At 71.3% G+C, this 18,263-nt stretch carries 6 protein-coding genes; 5 read left to right on the top strand and 1 reads right to left on the bottom strand.

Annotated features, from left to right (window positions below; all coding sequences use genetic code 11):
* Positions 1 to 258 precede the first annotated feature (258 nt).
* The 5 genes from treZ (at position 259) to glgB (ending at position 16,313) form a co-directional block, all read left to right on the top strand.
* Complete coding sequence (gene treZ / locus BM314_RS12570; RefSeq protein WP_091978335.1) at positions 259 to 2,064, top strand: malto-oligosyltrehalose trehalohydrolase; 1,806 nt, start codon at positions 259 to 261, stop codon at positions 2,062 to 2,064.
* Complete coding sequence (locus BM314_RS12575; RefSeq protein ID WP_091978315.1) at positions 2,061 to 6,968, top strand: malto-oligosyltrehalose synthase; 4,908 nt, start codon at positions 2,061 to 2,063, stop codon at positions 6,966 to 6,968. The genes treZ and BM314_RS12575 overlap by 4 nt, the downstream gene beginning before the upstream one ends.
* A gap of 242 nt (positions 6,969 to 7,210) precedes the next feature.
* Entirely contained in the window at positions 7,211 to 10,606 is a 3,396-nt protein-coding gene (locus tag BM314_RS12580) for a maltotransferase domain-containing protein (RefSeq protein ID WP_091978316.1), read from the top strand.
* A gap of 149 nt (positions 10,607 to 10,755) precedes the next feature.
* Complete coding sequence (treS, locus tag BM314_RS12585) at positions 10,756 to 14,034, top strand: maltose alpha-D-glucosyltransferase (protein WP_042672719.1); 3,279 nt, start codon at positions 10,756 to 10,758, stop codon at positions 14,032 to 14,034.
* Complete coding sequence (gene glgB, locus BM314_RS12590; RefSeq protein ID WP_091978317.1) at positions 14,031 to 16,313, top strand: 1,4-alpha-glucan branching protein GlgB; 2,283 nt, start codon at positions 14,031 to 14,033, stop codon at positions 16,311 to 16,313. Before treS ends, glgB begins: the two co-directional genes overlap by 4 nt.
* A 233-nt stretch (positions 16,314 to 16,546) precedes the next feature.
* On the opposite strand, the gene glgA is transcribed toward glgB, so the two are convergent.
* On the bottom strand, positions 16,547 to 18,085 hold the full coding sequence (gene glgA, locus BM314_RS12595; protein ID WP_091978336.1) for a glycogen synthase GlgA: 1,539 nt from the start codon (positions 18,083 to 18,085) through the stop codon (positions 16,547 to 16,549).
* Between the last annotated feature and the right edge of the window lie 178 nt (positions 18,086 to 18,263).

Genomic DNA, 18,263 nt, shown 5'->3' on the forward strand with positions numbered 1-18,263 from the left:
CGGCCGGGCAAGATAGGGCCGCCCCGCGCGGACGGAACTGCGGCTTAGTTTCCGCGCGGCCCGCCGTCACGCCGCTGCCCTCCGCCGTCACCTGGCCGTCACCTCGCCGTCACGCCCGCCGATACCCCATTGCCACGCGGCCGCTCCGCCATAGCTGCGCTGCGGGAACCGGATCGGGCCCGGGGCCTTCTCCCACGACAGATGATCCTGCCGCGCTTGCGTCCCGGTCGCGCGGCCAATGACGAGGACGGTGGCCCGATGCGGCGCGCCCACAGCATGGATTTCGGGGCCGAGATGGTCGGGGGCGGCGTCCGCTTCGCCCTCTGGGCGCCCACCGCCCGGAGCGTCGACCTCGTCGTCGACGGCGTCGACCACCCGCTGCCCGAATCCGGCGGCGGCTGGCGCCGCACGGCCCTGCCGGGGGTGAAGCCCGGCGCCCGCTACGGCTTCCGCGTCGACGGCGACCTCGTCGTGCCCGATCCCGCCTCCCGCTTCCAGCCGGACGACGTCTCGGGCCTCAGCGAGGTGATCGACCCGCGGAGCTTCGAGTGGTCCGACGCGGGCTGGACCGGGCGACCCTTCGAGGAGGCGGTGATCTACGAGTGCCATGTCGGCACCGCGACGCCGGAGGGCACCTATGCCGGCCTGCAGGCCCGGCTGGCCGACCTCAAGGCGCTCGGCGTCACCGCCCTCGAGCTGCTGCCGCTCGCCGACTTCAAGGGCTCGCGCAACTGGGGCTACGACGGCGTCCAGCCCTACGCGCCGGACGGCGCCTACGGTCGACCGGACGACCTCAAGCGCCTGATCGACGCCGCACACGGGCTCGGCCTGATGGTCTATCTCGACGCGGTCTACAACCACTTCGGGCCGGCCGGGAACTACCTCCACGCCTATGCCGGGACGTTCTTCACCGAGCGCCACCAGACCCCCTGGGGCGCGGGCATCAACTTCGACGGCAAGGAGAGCGGCGCCACGGTGCGGCAGTTCTTCATCCAGAACGCCCTGTACTGGCTGGAGGAGTACCATTTCGACGGCCTGCGCTTCGACGCCGTCCACGCCATCCTCGACGATTCGCCCCGCCACTTCCTGGCCGAGCTCGGCGAGACGATCCGGAGGATCTTCCCGAACCGGCAGATCCACCTGATGCTGGAGAACGAGGCCAACCAGGCCCGCTGGCTGGAGCGCGACGCCGCCGGGCGCCCGAAGATGCACGACGCCCAGTGGGCCGACGACCTGCACCATTGCTGGCACGTCCTGCTCACCGGCGAGGACGCCGGCTACTATAAAAGCTTTGCCGACAAACCGGTCGCCCACCTGGCCCGCTGCCTCGCCGAGGGCTTCGCCTACCAGGGCGAGCCCTTCCCGACGCTCGACAACCACCCGCGCGGCGAGCCCTCCGGGCACCTGCCGCCCTCCGCCTTCGTGACCTTCCTGCAGAACCACGATCAGGTCGGCAACCGGGCGCTCGGCGAGCGGCTCAACCACCTCGCGGATCCCAAGAAACTCGACCTCGCCCGGGCCGGGCTCCTCCTGGCACCGCAGATCCCGATGCTCTGGATGGGCGAGGAATGGTCGGCCTCGGCGCCGTTCCTGTTCTTCGTCGACTTCGCGCCCGACGCGGACCTGAACAAGGCGGTGCGCGACGGCCGCCGCCGGGAGTTCAAGAGCTTCGCGGCCTTCGCGGACGACACCTCCAAGATCCCGGACCCGACCGAGGCCGAGACCTTCGCGGCCTCGAAGCTCGACTGGTCCGAGCGGGAGCGCTCGCCCCACCGCGAGGTGCTGGCCGAGACGACGCGGCTCCTGGGGCTGCGCCGCGACGTGGTCGTGCCCCTGGCGAAGTCCGGCTACGACGGCGCCGCCGCCGCGATGCCGCGCCCGGACGTGGTCGACTGCACGTGGCGCTTCGGCGCCGGCACCCTGCGCTTCGTCGCCAATGTCGGGACCGAACCCTTCGCGCTGGATCCGGGCGGTGCCCGGCCGGTCTGGACCAACGCCCCGGACGGGGCCGGACGCGATCTCCCGTCCTGGACGGGCGTGTTCCTGACGGAGTCCCGCGCGTGAGCCGCCTCGAGACACTCGCCGACCTCGTCGGCGTCGCCCCCGGCTACACCGACGCCTTCGGCCAGCCCGTCGAGACGTCGCTGGAGGTGCGCCGCGGCCTGCTGGCGGCCCTCGGCTTCGCGGTGGAGGACGAGGCGGCGATCGCCGCGAGCCTCGCGGAGGTCGAGCGCCTGCGCCGCGGCCTGATCCCGCCGCTCCTGCCGGTGGAGGCCCGCCGGGCCGCCCGGGTGCCGGTGCGCCCGCAGGACGGCGCGCCCCACACCCTGGTCTGGCGCCTCGTCGACGAGCGCGGCGCCGCTCGCGAGGGCCGGGCCAACCCGCAGGGGTCGGAGCCCGGCTTCGAGCTGCCGCCGCTGACCCCGGGCTATCACCGCCTCACCGTCCAGGCCGGGCAGACCCGCGCCGAGGCCTGGGTGATCGCCGCGCCGCAGCGCTGCTGGCGCCCGCGGCCCTACACGGAGGAGGGCGCCTCCGACTGGGGCATGGCCGCCCAGCTCTACGGCCTGCGCTCGGCCACCAATATCGGCATCGGCACCTACGCGGATGCCGGCGAGGCCGCCCGCGAGGCCGCCCTGCGTGGGGCGGCGTTCTTGGGGCTCAGCCCGGTCCACGCCCTGTTCGGCTCCGACCGGACCAAGATCTCGCCCTACTCGCCCTCCTCGCGGCTGTTCCTGGAGACGCTGTTCATCGCCCCGCGCAGCCTGGCGGGGCTCGCGGGCTCCCGGGCCGAGGCGCTGCTCGCCGAGCGCGCGGACGCGATCACGGCTCTGCGCGAGGCCGCCCTCGTCGACCACCAGGGCGTCCACGACGTGCTCGACCCGGTGCTCCGGGCGCTCTGGGCCGAGTCACCGGCCCGGGCCGGCACCGACGCGGGCTTCGAGCAGTTCCGCCAGGAGGGCGGGGAGGATCTCGAAGCGCACGCCCTGTTCGAGGCGCTGTCCGAGCATTTCCGGGGGCAGGGGGCGCACTGGCTGGGCGACTGGCCGGAGGCGTATCGCCGCGCCGGCACGGAGGCGGTCCGAGCCTTCGCGGCGGGGAACGCGGACCTCGTCGGCTACCACGCGTGGCTGCAGTACCTCGCCGACCGGCAGCTTGCCGAGGCCTCCGCGGCGGCGCTTGGGGCCGGCATGCGGGTCGGGCTCTACCGCGACCTCGCGGTCGGCGCCGACCGGGGCGGCTCCGAGATCTGGTCGCATCCCGAGCGCTTCGCCGACAAGGTCTCGATCGGCGCGCCGCCGGACCTGCTCGCACCGAAGGGCCAGAACTGGGGCCTGCCGGCCTTCGATCCGCTGGCGATGGAGCGCGACGGGCTCGCGGCCTTCCGGGCCCTGGTCCAGGCCAACATGCGCCACGCCGGCGCGATCCGGATCGACCACGCCTTCCAGCTCGCCCGCCTGTTCCTGATCCCGCTGGGGGCGGGGGCCCAGGCCGGCGCCTACGTGGCCATGCCGTTCGAGCCGATGCTGGCGGTGCTGCGGCTGGAGAGCCACCGCAACAAGTGCCTCGTCATCGCGGAGGATCTCGGCACGGCGCCGGAAGGCTTCTCCGACGCGCTGATGCGGGCCGGGGTGCTGAGCTACCGGATCCTCGCCTTCGAGCGCGAGGCCGACGGACGCTTCAAGCCGCCCTCGGCCTACCCGCGGGACGCGCTCACCGCCATCACCACCCACGACCTGCCGACCTTCGTCGGCTGGTGGCGCGGGGTCGACACCGACACCCGCCAGTCGCTCGGCCTCTACGATCAGGAGCGGGCCGAGGTCGAGCGGGGCGAGCGCGTCGTCGAGCGCCGCCGCCTCGCCGAGGCGCTGGCGGCCGAGCAGCTGCTGCCCTCCGCCGAGCCGCCGGATTCCGCGCCCTTCGAGGCCGCCGCCCGCTACCTCGCCCGCGCGCCCGCGATGCTCACCGCCGTCCAGTACGAGGACGTGGTCTCGGAACTCGCCCAGGCCAACGTGCCCGGCTCGACCGAGGGCTACCCGAACTGGCGGCGCAAGCTCGACCGGGATCTCGTGGACATCGCCGCCCCCGGCGGGCCGCTGGCGAAGCTCGCGGCGTCCCTCTCGGCCGAGGCGCGGGGCCCGCGCTCGGGCGCCGCGCGGCTCGCCGCGCCGCCGCCGCGCGCGACCTACCGGCTGCAGTTCCACAAGGACTTCACCTTCGCGGACGCGGGCCGGATCGTCCCCTACCTGCACCGGCTCGGGATCAGCCACGTCTACGCCTCGCCGCTCCAGAAGGCGCGGCCCGGCTCGACCCACGGCTACGACATCGTCGATCACGGCGCGATCAACCCGGAGCTCGGCGGCGAGGAGGGCTTCATCGCGCTCTCCGAGACGCTCCACGCCCACGGGATCAAGCTCCTGCTCGACATCGTCCCGAACCACATGGGCGTCGGCGGCTCCGACAATCCGTGGTGGCTCTCGGTGCTCGAATGGGGCTCCCTGTCGCCCTTCGCCGACGCCTTCGACATCGACTGGCAGCGGCTCGGGGCCGGGCGCAACCTCGTGATCCCATTCCTCGGCGACCGCTACGGTGAGGCCCTGGAGAAGGGCACGCTAGAATTGAAGTTCGACCCCGAGAAGGGCGCCTTCAGCGTCTGGCACTACGAGCACCAGCTGCCGATCCGCCCCTTGAGCTACCCGACCATTCTCAACCGGGTGATCGCCGCGATCGGGGCGGTGGACGACGACACCACCGCGGAACTGCTCGCCATCTCCGAGCGGCTGCGGGCGATGTCGATCGATACCGACGAGACCCGCCGCAAAGGCTTCCCCGAGGAGGCCGAGGGGCTGAAGCGCCGGCTCGCCGAGATCTACGGCGTGTCGCCGCTGATCCAAGAGGCCACCGCCAGCACGCTGGCGCTGCTCAACGGCTTCAAGGGCCGCCCGGACAGTTTCGGGCCGTTGCACCGGCTGCTGGAGGCGCAGGCCTACCGGCTGGCCCACTGGCGGGTGGCGTCGAGCGACATCAACTACCGCCGCTTCTTCGACGTGAACTCGCTCGCCGGCCTGCGGGTCGAGCTGTCCGACATCTTCCACCGCTCGCACGAGACCGTGTTCCGGCACGTCCGCGAGGGCCGGATCGACGGCCTGCGCATCGACCATATCGACGGCCTCGCCGACCCGCTGGGCTACGCAAGGGCGCTCCAGGCGGCTGTCGGACCGGGCTTCTACGTCGTCGTCGAGAAGATCCTGGAGCCGGGCGAGCGGCTGCGGCCCTGGCCGGTGGCCGGGACCACGGGCTACGACGTGCTCAACCAGCTCGACGGGATCCTGGTCGACAAGAGCCGGCGCGGGAAAATCGAGCGGCTCTACACCTGGGCCACGGGGTTCGACGAGCCCTACGGCTTCCAGCTCCGCGCCGCCAAGGCCGAGATCCTCGAGATCAGCTTCGCGAGCGAGCTGGAGGTGCTGACCACCGACCTCAAGGAGGTCGCCGACGCCGACCGGCGCACCCGCGACTTCACCGTCAACGCGCTCCGCCGGGCGCTGATCGAGATCATCGCGCGCTTCCCGACCTACCGGAGCTACCTGCCGTCGGATCTGGAGGAGGGCGAGGTCGAGCCCGAGGATGTCCGCCTGATCGAGAGCGCCGTCGCCAAGGCCAAGCGCTGGTCGAGCCTGCCGGACCGCTCGGTCCACGACTTCGCCGCCGACGTCCTGCTCGGTCGGGTCGAGACGGCGGGCCCCGGCCGGCCGGACCCGCGGGTGGTGCTGCGCTTCCGCCGCCGGTTCCAGCAGCTCACCGGCCCGGTCATGGCCAAGAGCCTGGAGGACACGCTGTTCTACCGCTACGCCTGTCTCCTCGGCCTCAACGAGGTCGGCGGCGATCCGGGCGAGTACGGGATCGACGCGGAGCACTTCCACGATCTGCAGATCGCCCGCGCCCGGGACTGGCCGAGCGCCATGATCACCACCGCGACCCACGACACCAAGCGGGGCGAGGATGCCCGCACGCGGCTGCTCGCCCTCTCGGAGATCCCCGAGGAATGGGCCAAGGCCTGGGACTTGTGGCAGCGGGTCGCCGGCCCGCACCTCGCCCGGATCGACGGCGAGCCGGCCCCGGACGCCAACGACCAGTGGATGTTCTTCCAGGCGATCCTTGGCGCCTGGCCGCTGGATCTGCTGGAGCGGGACGAGGCCGGGGCGATCGCGGATTTCCGGGACCGGCTGATCGCCTACGGCGAGAAGGCCATGCGGGAGGGCAAGCGCCGGTCGAGCTGGGTCAACGTCGACGAGGTCTACGAGGGCGCGGTCAAGCGGCTGTTCACGGCGCTGATCGCCCCGGGGTCGGATTTCCTGAGCGAACTCCGGCCCTTCGCCCGACGGCTCGCCCATCTCGGCATGCTGGCGAGCCTCGGCCGGACGGTCCTGAAATGCACCCTGCCGGGCCTGCCCGACACCTACCAGGGCACCGAGATCTGGGACTTCTCCTTCGTCGACCCCGACAACCGGCGCCCGGTGGACTACCCGGCCCTGGAACGGATGCTGGAGGAGGGCGGGGCGCCCGCGGACTTGCTGGCGCACTGGCCGGACGGGCGGGTGAAGCAGGCGACGCTGACACGGCTCCTCGCGGAGCGGACCGAGCGTCCGGATTTCTACGCCAGCGCCGCCTACGAGCCCGTCGCCGCGACGGGGCCGCGGGTCAACCACGTCATCGCCTACCGGCGGACCGATCCGAGCCTGGAGGGTGGCGACCTGTTCGTCGCCGTGCCGCGGCTCTTCGCAGGCTTGGTCGGTGAGGCCGGCTGGTCGGGCGAGGCGTTTGCCGGCACCCGGGTGGATCTCGGGACGGGGACTCGCTGGCGGGATCTTGTCTTCGAACGGGTGGTTGAGAGCGACGGGGAGGGCGCCGATCTCGGCGACCTCCTGCGCGACCTGCCCTACGCGGTGCTGCGGCGGGAGCCGTGATCCCTCCGTCATCGCGAGCGCAGCGAAGCGACCCACGGCAGCGCAGCCTGGATCAGCGTGGCGTTGCTGGATTGCTTCGCTCCGCTCGCAAGGACGAGGGCGGTTCTGCCGGTGCCGCCTCCGCAGCCCTGTCACGCAAGTCTGCTGAGACACGTCTCTGCTGAGACACGTCGGACCGGATCGCGAGGCACACCGGGGCGGTTCGGGCGTTACGATCCAGAGAACGGGAGCCGAAGGGCCGCATGAACGCACCGACCAAAGCCGCCGCGACATCTGGAGCCGAAGCCGTCCTCCCGGCCTCGCTGGCCCCCCGGGCCGAGGGGCCGCGGATCTACAACCTGTTCCCGCTCCTGGTCGGGCGCGTCTCGGACTGGACGGCCGAGTTGCCGCGGATCGCCGCCCTCGGCTTCGACTGGGTCTACCTCAACCCGTTTCACCAGACCGGCGGCTCGCGGAGCCTCTACGCGGTCGCCGATCCCGAGCGCCTGGACGAGCGGTTCCGCGACCCCGACGGCACGCCCGACGACGAGCAGATCCGCCGCTTCTGCACCGCCGCCGCGGCTCTGGGCCTGTCGGTGATGACCGACCTCGTGATCAACCACACCGCCGACAACGCCCGGCTCGCCACCGAGCGGCCCGACCTGTTCATGAAGGAGCCCGACGGCTCGATCATGCACCCGGCCGCCGTCGACCCGGACGACCCGTCGATCCGCACCGTCTGGGGCGACCTGGCCGAGCTCGACTACCACACCCCCTCCGCCCGGGACGAACTCACCCGGATCTGGGGCGCCTACGTGGCGCATCTCCAGGGCCTCGGCGTGAAGGGCTTCCGGTGCGACGCCGCCTACAAGGTGCCACCGGAGACCTGGCGGGTGCTGATCGGGCAGGCCAAGAGCCAAGACCCCGCCTGCCTGTTCGCCGCCGAGACCCTGGGCTGCACCTTCGAGGAGGCCCGGGCCACGGCCGGCGCCGGCTTCGACTACCTGTTCAACTCCTTCGCGTGGTGGGACCTGAGGAAGCCCTGGGCGCTCGAGCAGTACGAGCGCCTGCGGGTGCTGGCCCCCTCGATCGCCTTCCCCGAGAATCACGACATGACGCGGCTCGCCGCCGAGATCGGCGGCGGCCCGGAGGCGGTGGCGGCGCACCTGCGCACCCGCTACGCGCTCGCGGCCTTCTTCTCGGCCGGCGTGCTCATGCCGATCGGCTACGAGTGGGGCTACCGGCGGGCGCTGCACGTGGTCGAGACCACCCCGCGCGACCGCGAGAATGAGACCGGCATCGACATCTCCGCCTCCATTCGGGCGATCAACGCCCTGCGGGCGGAGCTGCCGGCCGCCAATGTCGAGGGCGCGCAGATCCGGATCTCGGCCCCCGACAGCGATCTGGTGGCGCTCGCCCGCTTCGACACCGGCCACCCGGCCTCGGCGCGGCACGGGTTGATCGTGCTCTACAACCCGACCGACCGGCCGGTGCCGGTCGAGGCCGGGTCGCTCATCGCCCGCACCGGCGGGATGCTCGGCGCCTTCGTCGACCGGACCCCGGAGGCCGAGCCGATCGCGTTCCATCCCGGCAGCGCCATCGACCTGATGCCGGGCGAGCTCCGCATCCTCGCGGCCAGCGCCCAGCAGGTCGCCCGGCTTCCCGCGCGCGGCACCCCGGACGGGGAGGGGCGGGTGGTGATTGAGGCCGTGAGCCCCGAGATCGACGGCGGCCGCTCGCCGGTGAAGCGGATCGTCGGCGAGTCCCTGCGGGTCGAGGCCGACATCTTCTCCGACGGCCACGAGATCATCGACGCCGCGATCCTGTCGCGGGTCGCCGGCACCGAGGCGTCTGGAGGCGAGACTTGGCGCGAGGACCCGATGGTCTTCGTCGACAACGACCGCTGGGCCGGGCACTTCCCCCTCGAGCGGAACGCCCGCTACGAGTTCACCCTGATCGCGTGGCGCGACGCGTTCTCGTCCTGGGTGCGCGACACCCTGAAGAAGCGCGCCGCCGGCGTCGACGTGCGGCTCGAGACGATCGAGGGCGTGGCGCTCGTCGGGACCGCGGCCTCGCTCGCCCGGACCCGCGGCGGCCGCGACGCCGAGCGCCTTGCCGCGCTCGTGGCCGCGCTGGCCGCCGAGGAGACGGGCTCGGCCGCCCAGCTCGACCGGATCCTTCAGCCCGAGGCATCGAGCCTCGTGCGCCGCAACGCCGAGCGGGTGAACCTGACCCAATACCCCGTGACCCTGCCGGTGATCGCCGACCGCCTCGCGGCCCGGTTCTCCGCCTGGTACGAGATCTTCCCGCGCTCCCAGTCGATGGACGTGAACCGCCACGGCACCTTCGACGACGTGATCCGGCGCCTGCCCGAGATCCGCGAGCTCGGCTTCGACGTCCTCTACTTCACGCCGATCCACCCCGTGGGCCGCACGAACCGCAAGGGGAAGAACAACACCCTCAAGGCCGAGCCCGGCGATGTCGGCTCGGTCTACGCGGTGGGCGCCGAGGAGGGCGGCCACGAGGCCGTGCATCCCGACCTCGGCACGCTCGCGGATTTCGAGCGGCTGGTTGCGGCGAGCCACGCCTACGGCATGGAGATCGCCCTCGACTTCGCGATCCAGTGCTCGCCGGACCATCCCTGGATCAAGAACCACCCGGAATGGTTCGAGTGGCGCCCCGACGGCACCCTGAAATTCGCCGAGAACCCGCCGAAGAAGTACGAGGACATCTCGAACGTCCACTTCTACGGGGGCGCCCTGCCCTCGCTCTGGATCGAGCTGCGCGACATCCTGCTCGGCTGGTGCGCGCGCGGCGTGCGCATCTTCCGGGTCGACAACCCGCACACCAAGCCGATCCCGTTCTGGGAATGGGTGATCGGCGAGGTCAACGGCCGCTACCCGGACGCGATCTTCCTCGCCGAGGCCTTCACCCGGCCGAAGATGATGAAGAAGCTCGCCAAGGCCGGCTACCAGCAGAGCTACACCTACTTCACGTGGCGCAACACCAAGCAGGAGCTCACCGACTACGCCCTGGAGCTGGCCGGCGAGATGGGCGAGTACTACCGCCCGAACTTCTTCGCCAACACCCCCGACATCAACCCGTACTTCCTCCAAACCAGCGGGCGGGCGGGGTTCGTCATCCGCGGCACGCTCGCCGCGACCCTGTCGTCGGTCTACGGCATCTACAACGGCTTCGAGCTGTGCGAGGCCGCGCCGTACCCGGGCAAGGAGGAGTATCTCAACTCCGAGAAATACGAGCTCAAGGCCTGGGACTACGACCGGCCCGGCAACATCCGCGAGCACATCGTCAAGCTAAACAAGATCCGGCGCGAGAACCCCGCTCTCTGGGATTTCCGCAACGTGACCTTCACGGGCGCCTGGAACGACAACATCATCGCCTACGCCAAGGCGACGCCGGAGCGCGACAACTGCGTCTTCACCATGGTCAACCTCGACCCGAAGAACCGCCAGGAATGCACCTACGAGGTGCCGCTCTGGCTGTTCGGCCTGCCCGACGACGGCGCCGTCGAGGTCGAGGACCTGCTCCAGGGCTACACGTTCGAGTTGCGCGGCAAGACCCACCGCATCGCCCTCGATCCGGCCGAGCGATCCTGCGTGATCTGGCGCCTCCGGGCGCCGCGGCGGGTTGCGGGCTGAGGCCGCGCGTGGCACTCGGCCATGGCCCTTGAATGCGGCGGCGGGAATTCCCGTCGCCGACCCTCGCACCCGCGCGGCGGCCCGCCGCCCGCGCCCCGGCCGGGTCCCCCGCCGGTCCCGTCAGACTCGACCGATGAGGCAGCGACGCGATGATCGATCGCAGCGACCCGCAATGGTACCGTGACGCCATCATCTACCAGATCCACGTCAAGTCGTTCTTCGACTCGAACAACGACGGGATCGGGGATTTCGAGGGCCTGACCCAGCGCCTCGACTACGTGCGCGATCTCGGCGTGACGGCGATCTGGCTGATGCCGTTCTATCCCTCGCCGCTGCGCGACGACGGCTACGACATCGCCGATTACCGGGACATCAACCCGTCCTACGGGACCATGGAGGACTTCAAGGCCTTCGTGGAGGCGGCGCACGAGCGCGGTCTGCGGGTCATCACCGAGCTCGTCATCAACCACACCTCGGACCAGCACCCCTGGTTCCAGGCCGCCCGCGAGGCCCCTCCCGGCTCGCCCGAGCGCGACTTCTACGTCTGGTCGGACACCGACGAGCCGTACAAGGACACGCGGATCATCTTCCTCGACACCGAGGCGTCGAACTGGACCTGGGACCCGGTCGCCAAGCAGTATTTCTGGCACCGGTTCTACAGTCACCAGCCGGATCTCAACTTCGACAACCCGAAGGTGCTGGAAGCGGTCATCGACGTGATGCGCTACTGGCTCGACATGGGCGTCGACGGCCTGCGGCTCGACGCGATCCCCTACCTGATCGAGCGCGACGGCACGAACTGCGAGAACCTCGCCGAGACCCACGACGTCATCAAGGCGATCCGCGCCGCGCTGGACGCGAGCTACCCCGACCGGATGCTGCTCGCCGAAGCCAACCAGTGGCCCGAGGAGACCGCGCAGTATTTCGGCGACGGCGACGAGTGCCACATGGCGTTCCATTTTCCGCTGATGCCGCGGATGTACATGGCGATCGCCCGGGAGGACCGGCACCCGATCACCGACATCATGCGCCAGACCCCGGAGATCCCGGAGGGCTGCCAGTGGGCGATCTTCCTGCGCAACCACGACGAGCTGACGCTCGAGATGGTCACGGCCGAGGAGCGTGACTACCTCTGGTCGTTCTACGCCGCCGAGCGGCGCGCCCGGATCAACCTCGGCATCCGCCGACGCCTCGCGCCGCTCCTCGAGAACGACCGGCGCAAGATCGAGCTGATGAAGTCCCTCGTCCTGTCGATGCCCGGCACGCCGGTGCTCTACTACGGCGACGAGGTCGGCATGGGCGACAACATCTACCTCGGCGACCGCGACGGCGTGCGCACGCCGATGCAGTGGTCGCCCGACCGGAACGGCGGCTTCTCCCGGGCGAACCCGCAGAAGCTGTTCCTGCCGGCGATTCAGGACCCGATCTACGGGTTCGACGCGATCAACGTCGAGGCGCAGACCCAGGCCCAGACGAGCCTGCTGAACTGGACGCGGCGCATGATCGCGATCCGCAACAACAGCGTCGCGCTGGGGCGCGGCACCATCCAGTTCCTGTACCCGTCGAACCGGAAGGTGCTCGCCTGGATCCGCGAGCACGAGGACGAGCGGATCCTGTGCGTGGCGAACCTGTCGCGCGCGCCGCAGGCGGTGCAGCTCGACCTGTCGGAGCTGCGCACCGCGGTGCCGATCGAGCTGACCGGCGGCACCGAGTTCCCGCCGATCGGCGACCTGCCCTACCTGCTGACCCTGCCGTCCTACGGCTTCTACTGGTTCTCCTTGAGCGCCGCCCGGTCGGGGGTGATCGGCCCGCAGCAGGAGCCGCCCGAGCTGTTCACCCTCGTGCTCACCGGCGGGATCGAGACCCTGATGAGCGGGCGCGAGCGCGTCGCCTTCGAGCGCACCGTGGTGCCGCCGTTCCTGACGAGCCGGCGCTGGTTCGGCGCCAAGGGCTCGCGGATCAAGGCCACGAAGGTCGTCGACTGCGCCGCCCTGAAGGACGTCGACGGCAGCGCGCGCTTCCTGCTGCCGCGGCTGCAGGTGCAGCTCGCCAGCGGCGAGACCCAGGAATACTTCGTGCCCGTGGGCGTCGAGGAGGGCCGCGAGGACGAGACCCTCATGCCCTTCGCGGTGGCGCGGGTGCGCCGGGGGCCGCGCACCGGCCTGCTCTACGGGGCGGCCGGCTCCAACGACTTCGCCGCCTGCCTGATCGACGACATGCGGCAGGCCCGCGAGATCCCCACGGAAACCGGGCGGCTCGTCTTCGCCGTCACCTCGGCCTTCGACCCGGACGTCACGGTCGACGTGGCCGACATCCGCCGGCTCTCGGGCGAGCAGAGCAACACCTCGATCGCCATCGGCTCGAAGATGATGCTCAAGCTGCTGCGCCGCCTGCAGCCAGGCCTGCACCCCGAGATCGAGGTCGGGCGCTTCCTCACCGAGAAGGCGGGGTTCTCGAACACCCCCGCCCTGCTCGGCACCCTGGAGCATGTCGCCGAGGACGGCACCCGGACCGCCCTGGCGGTCCTGCAGAAGTTCGTGATGAACCAGGGCGACGCCTGGACCCTGATGCTGGAGGGCCTGCGCCGGGACTTCGAGACCGTGGTGCTCACGCCCGAGAGCGAGGCCGCGACCCCCGAGGAGGCGTTCCAGGCCCACCGGCCCTGGGCCGACCTGCTCGGCCGGCGCACCGCCGAGCTGCACGCGGCGCTCGCCATCGAGACCGACGACCCGGCCTTCGCGGCCGAGCCGTTCACCGGGGACGACCTCGCCGTGCTGGCGCGCGACGCCCGCCACCAGGCCGAGCGCGCCTTCCGGGCGCTCAAGGGCCTCGCCGACCGCGGCCTCGACGCCGGCAAGCCGGCCTGCGCGGAGCTCGGCCAGCGCCGGGGCGAGGTCGAGGCGCTGATCGCCGCGCTCACCGAAGCGCCGGTCCGGGGCGCCCACAAGACCCGCATCCACGGCGACTACCACCTGGGCCAGGTGCTGGTCGCCGAGAACGACCTGATCATCGTCGATTTCGAGGGCGAGCCCTCGCGGCCGGCCGACGAGCGCCGGGCCAAGTCGATGCCCCTGCGGGACGTCGCCGGGCTGATGCGCTCCTTCGCGTACGGCGCCGAGACGGTGATCCGGGAGATCACCGCGCGGTTCGCCGATTCCGAGGAGCGGGCGCGGGACGCGGCGACCGCGTGGCGCGGCATGATCGAGGCGGCGTTCCTCGCCGGCTACGAGACGGCGGTCGAGGGCTCCCGGGCGGCGGTGACCGATCCGGAGAGCCGGACCCGTCTGCTGCGCCTCTGCCTGCTGACCAAGGCGCTCTACGAGGTCGACTACGAGGCCAACAACCGGCCGGACTGGATCGAAATCCCCGCCCGTGGGGTTCTCACCATTCTGGACACGGACGGACACGAGCCCGGAGCATCTGAATGACGGCGATCGACGAGACCTTCGCACGACGGGCCGACCCGGGCGCGGGGACGGCGCGGACCGCGGATGTCCCGGACTCCGGCGCCGCGCAGCCGCCGAGCGTCCACCCGGACGCGATCGCCGCGCTGATGGCCGCCAACCACGGCGACCCCTTCGCGGTGCTCGGGCCCCACAGGGTCGGGCCGAAGGCCTGGGAGGTGCGCGCCGTGCTGCCCGAGGCGCGGGCCGCCACCCTGGTGATGGATGGCCGCACCGCGCCCTTCGAGAAGCGCCACCCGGACGGGTTCTGGGTCGCGAAGGCCGAGGGCGAGCACCGGCCCCTCTACGAGATCGAGGTCGAGTCCTGGGACGGGACGAAGCGCCGCCGCTACGACCCCTACGGCTTCGGCTCCTCGATCGAGCAGTACGACGTGGCGGCGCTCCGCGAGGTCGGCACCAACCTCGTCTACCGGATGCTCGGCGCCCAGTCGGGGCAGCTCGACGGCATCGACGGCTTCCGCTTCGCCGTCTGGGCGCCCAACGCCCGCAAGGTCAGCGTCGTCGGCGACTTCAACGACTGGGACGGGCGGCGCCACCCGATGCGCCTCTGGCAGGACGGCGGCATCTGGGAGCTGTTCGTGCCGGGCCTCAAGGCCGGCGTGCGCTACAAGTTCGAGATCCGCGGCCCCGACGGATCCCTGGTCCCGCTCAAGGCCGACCCGGTCGCCTTCGCGGCCCAGCACCCGCCGGAGACCGCCTCGGTCACCCACGGGTCGAGCGACTTCGACTGGCGCGATTCCGGCTGGATGAGCACCCGCGGCGCCAAGGACCCGCGCCACGCGGCGATCTCGATCTACGAGGTCCATCTCGGCTCCTGGGCGCGGGTGCCCGAGGAGGGCAACCGCTACCTCACCTACAAGGAACTCGGCGACCGGCTGATCCCCTACGTGAAGGATCTGGGCTTCACCCATATCGAGATGCTGCCGATCACCGAGTTCCCGTTCGACGGGTCCTGGGGCTACCAGCCGGTCTCGCTGTTCGCGCCGACGAGCCGCTTCGGAAGCCCTGAGGACTTCGCCGCCTTCGTGGACGCGGCCCACGAGGCCGGAATCGGCGTGCTGCTCGACTGGGTGCCGGGCCACTTCCCGCTCGACGCCCACGGGCTCGGCCTGTTCGACGGCACGCATCTCTACGAGCACGCCGACCCGCGCCAGGGCTTCCACCAGGACTGGGGCACCTACATCTACAATTTCGGGCGGACCGAGGTCGCGACGTTCCTCGCCGCCAACGCCCGGTTCTGGCTGGAACACTACCACCTCGACGGCCTGCGCGTGGATGCCGTCGCGTCGATGCTCTACCTCGACTACTCGCGCCGCCAGGGCGAGTGGATCCCGAACCGCTACGGCGGCAACGAGAACCTCGACGCCATCGACTTCCTGCGCAAGACCAACGAGGCGACCTACAGCCACGCCCCGGGGACGATCACGGTGGCGGAGGAATCGACCTCCTGGCCGGGCGTCTCGCACCCGACCTACACGGGCGGCCTCGGCTTCGGCTTCAAGTGGAACATGGGCTGGATGCACGACACCCTGCATTTCATGCAGGAGGATCCGATCCATCGCCGCTACCACCACCACAACCTGACCTTCGGGCTGCTCTACGCCTTCTCGGAGAATTTCATCCTGCCGCTCTCCCACGACGAGGTCGTGCACGGGAAGGGCTCGCTGCTCGGCAAGATGCCGGGCGACCGCTGGCAGAAATTCGCGAATCTCCGGGCCTATTACGGCTTCATGTGGGGGCATCCCGGCAAGAAGCTGCTGTTCATGGGCGGCGAGTTCGGCCAGGAGCGGGAGTGGAACCACGACAACAGCCTGGACTGGCACCTCCTGGACGATCCCCTGCACGAGGGCGTCCAGAGCGTGATCCGCGACCTGAACCGGCTCTACGTCTCGACCCCGGCCCTCTACGGCCGCGACGTCGAGCATACCGGCTTCCAGTGGCTGGTGGCGGACGACCAGGACAACAGCGTCATCGCCTGGGCCCGCAAGGGTGCCAAGCCCGGCGAGGTGGCGATCGTGGTGTCGAACTTCACGCCGGTGCCGCGCGAGGGCTACCGGATCGGCGTGCCGCAGGCGGGTTTCTATCGCGAGGCGTTCAACTCGGATGCCGGGGTCTACGGTGGGTCCAACCTGGGCAACCAGGGCGGCCGCCACACCGACGATCAGGCGAGCCACGGCCAGGGTCAGAGCCTGTCGCTGACCCTGCCGCCGCTCGCCACGATGATCTTCCTGCTGGAGGGGTGAGGGGCCGCGCGGCGGAACCCGGGATCCGGACCCGCCGGCGCGCCGCGTTCCGCGCCGACAGCGGGTCCGGATCCCGCCTCCGATGACCGCTCCGGGTCCGGGCTCGCCTGCGGAGCCCAGCGAGGCGGCGCGCCGGGAAGCGCCCGCCCCGCTGGCAGGGATGATCTGACCCGAACGGGCTCACCCGCCTCGCGGAGCGGAAGAGAAGAGAAGAGAGGGGCCGCGAGAAGTCCCTACGCCGCCCGCCAGCGCAGCCCGACGCTGTTGCCGATGGCCCGGCCGTAGAGCCCGGCGTAGTTGTCGGCGGCCTGGTCCCAGCCGAAGCGGGCCGCCATGGCCCGCCGCCGCATGGCGTTGAGGCGCTTCTTCTGGCCGAAGGCCTCCAGCGCCCGCCGCACCGCCGCCCCGAAGGAGGCGGCCGAAGCCTCCCCGAAGGTGAAGCCCGTCACGCCGTCCTCGACCGTGTCGGCGAGGCCGCCGGTCCGGCGCACGATCGGCAGGGAGCCGAAGCGCTGCGCGTACATCTGGGCGAGGCCGCAGGGCTCGAAGCGCGAGGGCATCAGCAGGAAGTCGCTGCCGGCGAACATCCGCCGGGCCTGCGCCTCCTCGAAGCCGACATGCACGCCGACCGCGTCGGGATGGCGCTGGGCGAGGCCGCGGAGCGCCTGCTCGAACCGGCCCTCGCCCTGGCCGATCACCACGAGCTGGCCGCCCCCGGCCACGATGGTCTCGGCCGCCTGCAGGCTCAGGTCGATGCCCTTCTGGTGCACGAGGCGCGACACGATGGCGAAGAGCGGCCCGCGGGAGACCGCGAGGCCGAATTGCTGGCGCACCGCCTCGGTGTTGGCGCGCTTGCCCTTCCAGTCGTCGATCTCGAAGCGCGTGGCGAGGTGCGGGTCGGTGGTCGGATCCCAGCTCTCGTCGATGCCGTTCAGGATGCCGGCGAGCCGGCCCTGGCCGGCGCGGGTGCGCAGCAGCCCGTCGAGGCCGCAGCCCAGCTCGGGCGTCTGGATCTCCCGCGCGTAGGTCTCGCTCACCGTGGTGACCTGCGAGGCGTAGAAGATGCCGGCCTTCAGGAAGGAGAGCTGTCCGTAGAACTCGGCGCCGTCGACCTGGAAGGCCGAGTCCGGCACGCCGAGCCGGGGCAGGGCGTCCCGGGGGAACAGGCCCTGGTAGGCGAGGTTGTGGATGGTCAGCACGCTCGGGACCCGCCGGCCGCGCCACGCGAGATAGGCCGGCGCCAGGGCCGCCTGCCAGTCGTTGAGGTGCAGGATGTCGGCCGCCCAGTCGGGATCGGCGCCGGTGGCGAGGTCCGCCGCCGCGAGGCTGAGGCGGGCGAAGCGCAGGTCGTTGTCGCCGAAATCGCCGTGCTGGTCGCCGTAGGGCGTGCCGTCGCGCTCGTAGAGGTCGGGGCTGAGCAGGACGTAGATCCGCAGGCCGTCGGCCGCCTCGACCAGGCCGAGGTCGCAGGCGGGAATGCCCGCGAAGCCCTCGAGGCGGGCGACGACCGGGATCTCCGGGAAGGCGGCCCGGACCTGCCGGTAGCCCGGGATCAGGACGCGGATGTCGTAGTGCGGGACCAGGGCCCGGGGCAGGGCGGCCGAGACCTCGCCGAGGCCGCCGGTCTTCACGAAATCCGCCATCTCGGGCGTCGCGTAGAGGATGCGGCGGCGCAGCGAGGCCGGCCGGGCCGGAACCGGTACGGGACCGACGCCGTTCCCCTCGCCGGACGACCACTCGGCGAAGGGACCACCACGGCGCGCATCGAGCATCAGCATTGATCCTGGCCGGGCGGAATGCCCCGGTCTGGCAGTCGACCGGGCAGGCACGGCTGTCACGATCTCAACCACGGCCAATGCTCCTTCGCCGCGACGGTTCCGTTGCGACGCACAAAATAGGCCACCGTGGTGATTAAGCGTCACTTACCTATGTGGCATCGCAGCGAGAAAT

Source organism: Methylobacterium sp. 13MFTsu3.1M2, assembly GCF_900112625.1.
GTDB lineage: Bacteria > Pseudomonadota > Alphaproteobacteria > Rhizobiales > Beijerinckiaceae > Methylobacterium.

Bases quoted from the DNA above. Each gene is read 5' to 3' on its own strand.
- glgA (WP_091978336.1), bottom strand. From the start codon at position 18,085: ATGCTCGATGCGCGCCGTGGTGGTCCCTTCGCCGAGTGGTCGTCCGGC.
- treZ (WP_091978335.1), top strand. From the start codon at position 259: ATGCGGCGCGCCCACAGCATGGATTTCGGGGCCGAGATGGTCGGGGGC.
- BM314_RS12580 (WP_091978316.1), top strand. From the start codon at position 7,211: ATGAACGCACCGACCAAAGCCGCCGCGACATCTGGAGCCGAAGCCGTC.
- glgB (WP_091978317.1), top strand. From the start codon at position 14,031: ATGACGGCGATCGACGAGACCTTCGCACGACGGGCCGACCCGGGCGCG.
- treS (WP_042672719.1), top strand. From the start codon at position 10,756: ATGATCGATCGCAGCGACCCGCAATGGTACCGTGACGCCATCATCTAC.